This is a genomic window from Nocardia sp. NPDC005745 (assembly GCF_040630775.1).
GTDB lineage: Bacteria > Actinomycetota > Actinomycetes > Mycobacteriales > Mycobacteriaceae > Nocardia.
This window is the reverse complement of sequence record NZ_JBEXYF010000008.1, coordinates 222,688-226,001: the sequence shown is the minus strand read 5'-3', so window position 1 is coordinate 226,001 and position 3,314 is coordinate 222,688. Positions and strand designations below refer to the sequence as shown.

Genomic DNA, 3,314 nt, shown 5'->3' with positions numbered 1-3,314 from the left:
CGCATGACCCCTTATTCCTACCGGACGCGCGAAGGCACGACGGAAGGACGTCGGCCCACCGCATCCGAAATCTGGCTTTGTATGCACTTCGTCTACTTCGAAGCGGCGCAACCCCTGCTCTGCGCCGCGCCGTTCAGGTTTCGCGGGTAGCTCGATCCGCCGGTGTCCGGCACTAATCGGACATCTACGGCGACTTCCACACCTCCCGTTTGTCGGCATTTCAGTCGTCTCAAAATCTGAAAACAGAACTTTTGAATCTACCGTGAAGCATCGACACTCTGGCGGGACAAGCTATCTGACAGCAGCTCGGGTCAGTCTAGTGGTATCAAACCTCCCAGCTCCGCACGGAGCCCGGGCGTTTCGAATCTCGTTTCGAGCAATGCGGCCGTGCCACCGCCCGCGTGATGGAGCCGCCGCGCGCCCGTATCGCTCGTAGAAGTGCCTGGTGCAAGCGGGTTGATCCAGACAGAAACACCCGCGATCGGGCATCGTACATGCCGGGCAGGAGCCGGAATCAAGCCGGGAGGGCCATCGTGATCCACCGGGTGGACAGCGTCCGCCGACAGCCGATCCACCAGCTCGATAGATGGCACCACAAGGGAATGTACATCCCAATAGCAATATATTGGCAATCACCCATCCCGGTACTACCTCCGCGCCCTTACTACATTCCGATCCGGCGTGCACATTTCCGAATACTCATGAATGCAACTCGATCCAAAGTACATCTCGGAATGCAAATTCTCATCGCATAGTTCCGCCTGGAATCAGGTACATGGTTATTCTTATTTCGCGTCTGGGGGCGGCGTGCTCTCCGAGAGGATGCCGCCGAATACGGGCGTTTCAGCGCTCAGGTTTCGCACGGTTCGGCGCGCGAATCGAGAGCGGGTGCCGGTCGGTGGCAGGCCGCCGCGGGGTATTCGGCCGGTCAGACCGCGATTCGGCTCCGCCGATCGACGCGAGTCCGCATGTGCGCGACCGGCGTCCGGCAGGCACAAACGCCCACCGCGCCTGCGCCGATCGTGCCCACCGCCATGGAGTGCGTTATTCCCGCAACGAACTCGCGCTCGAGAGGCGGAACCCGCGCAGGACCTCGCCGGATATGCCCACAAATAATTCTCGGGATGAGGGTTCGGTAAATCCGAACCACCTTCGCCCGCTGCGGCCTAACGCTGTTCCTCGACGAGCCGGAAGCCGGTGACGATGGTGGGTTCGATCGCGATGACCGTATCCATCATCCCCTCGGCCCACGGTCGCAGCAGCCGCGTATAGCGCGCGATCCTGGCGGGGTCGGTGATCGTCCTGGCCAGGCCGGTCACGACGACCGACCAGCCCACATGACTCACCCCGTCGATGTCGTCGGCCTCATAGGCCACGACGACGGAGGGATCGGTACGGACGGTGCCGGTGAGCCGCGACGTGACCCGGGTACGCACGATCACCGCGCCACCGTCGACGAAATGGTTGACCGGGCGGATCGCCGGCAGCGCATCGCGGGTGAACACCACGCGCCCGTAGGCCACACCGGCCAGCAGCCGCAGCGCCTCGTCACGGTCGATCTCGACCATCGTGCGGCCGGGGATGCCGTTGTCCGCGACGCGGCCGCCGGAGGCGATCATGATCTCGTGCCCGGGCACATCGCGCGTGCTTCCACCTGGCAACGACCTCGCTATCCGGTCTTCACTCGACACCACGGCCTCCCATACCATCACCGGGTCCCACTGCCGGACAGAGCAGAAAGTCCCCGATCGGTCCTCTCCCGGCAGGCGCCGCGGCGGCCCGAGCCACCCGCCGACCGATACTCCTCACGGCCCGGTCACCTCCGGCCGGGACGGTCGCGGGATCCCCGCACGCTCCCGGAGCCGCTCGATCTCCCGCTCGATGCCCTCGGCGAGCACCGCGATATCGGGCGCGGTGTCGTAATCCCCGGTAATCCCGAACGTCAGTTGCCCCGCATAGCTGAGCACCGCGATCGCCGTGCGCAACCGCATGGCGATGGGCGCGGCAGGCAGCAGTTCGGTTACCGCGTGCCCCCGCACGGTCAACCGCTCGCGTGGGCCGGGCACGTTCGTCACCAGCGCGGCGACGGTTCGCTGCGGAAACCGCGCCAGCAGACGCAGACTCCACGCGATGGGGGCGAACGGGAGCCGGCCCGCCAGCGCGAGCACCGAGTTCTCCGCTTGCGCTTCGCCTCGCGACTTGTGTCCGGTCATCCGCCGCCGAATCACCTCCAGCCGCTCCACCGGGTCGGCGACATCGATCGGCAGGAATGGCAGCATCGCCGAAACACGATTGTCCAGCGTCGATCTCGCCTGCTCGGATCGCATCGACACGGGGACGAGAACGCGCAGTTTGTCCGGAGCGGGCCGCTCAGCGCGGCCGACCAGCAGGTCGCGATAAGCGGCGGCGACCGCGGCCAGGACGACATCGTTGACCGTGACGTCGAACGCCGCGCGGATCTCGTGGATGTCCGACAGGGCGGCCCGGGCCACGGCGTACCGGCGCTGACGTCCGATGGGTCCGTTGAGCGAACATTCCGCGGCGGGCGACACGACGGCGGACACCAGTGGTGTCAGACCTCGCGTCATGGCGGCCACGGAGCGCGGCACCACGACGGGCAGCCGCGTCACACCTCGCACCACGTCGAGCCACCGCATCTCGCCACGACTTCGCAGCGCGGGCGCGGCGTTCTCGGCCTCTCCCGGTACGGCGTCGCACAGACTCCGGAACACCGACAGACCGGACACGCCGTCCACCAGGCTGTGATGCGCTTTGACCAGCAGCGCCCAGCGGTCCCCCGCGAGGTGTTCGACGACGACGCACTGCCACAGCGGGTGGTCGCGATCGAGCCGCTCCTCCAGCTCCGTGGCCACCAGTTCACACAGCGCGCGCTCGTCACCCGGCGTGGGCAGCGCGGTCCATCGGATGTGGTGTGCGAGGTCGAAATTCGGGTCGTCCTCCCACACCGGCGTGGCCAGGTCGAGCGGCGCCCGCCGCACCTTCTGGCGCAGGCGTGCGTTCTGCTCCACTCCCCTGGCGAGGATGCGGCCGAACTCACCCCTGCCCGGCGGAGCGCCGGAGATGATCGCCACCGCGCCGATTCCAAGACTGATATGCCGGTCGGAGTCCTCTAGTTCCATGAAGCCCGAATCGAGGGGCCGTAGTTCTGTCATGGGCATGCTCATTCCGGTTCGTCCTCTCAGCATGGCGCGAAGCGCCGGGCGAGATGATGGCCGAAGGTCACCGAAAGCAGGGCACTCCGGCTTCCGCTCCGGTCGCACCGTCGGTGGATCCCGCCGAATGCCGCCGCCGAA

Annotated in this window: 2 protein-coding genes; both read right to left on the bottom strand. The window is 66.4% G+C overall.

The window, feature by feature from the left end; all coding sequences use genetic code 11:
- Positions 1–1,166: 1,166 nt before the first annotated feature.
- On the bottom strand, positions 1,167–1,619 hold the full coding sequence (locus ABZ420_RS11750; RefSeq protein ID WP_357120533.1) for a pyridoxamine 5'-phosphate oxidase family protein: 453 nt from the start codon (positions 1,617–1,619) through the stop codon (positions 1,167–1,169).
- A 186-nt stretch (positions 1,620–1,805) separates the two neighbouring features.
- Complete coding sequence (locus tag ABZ420_RS11745; RefSeq protein ID WP_357120511.1) at positions 1,806–3,173, bottom strand: wax ester/triacylglycerol synthase family O-acyltransferase; 1,368 nt, start codon at positions 3,171–3,173, stop codon at positions 1,806–1,808.
- Positions 3,174–3,314: the final 141 nt, after the last annotated feature.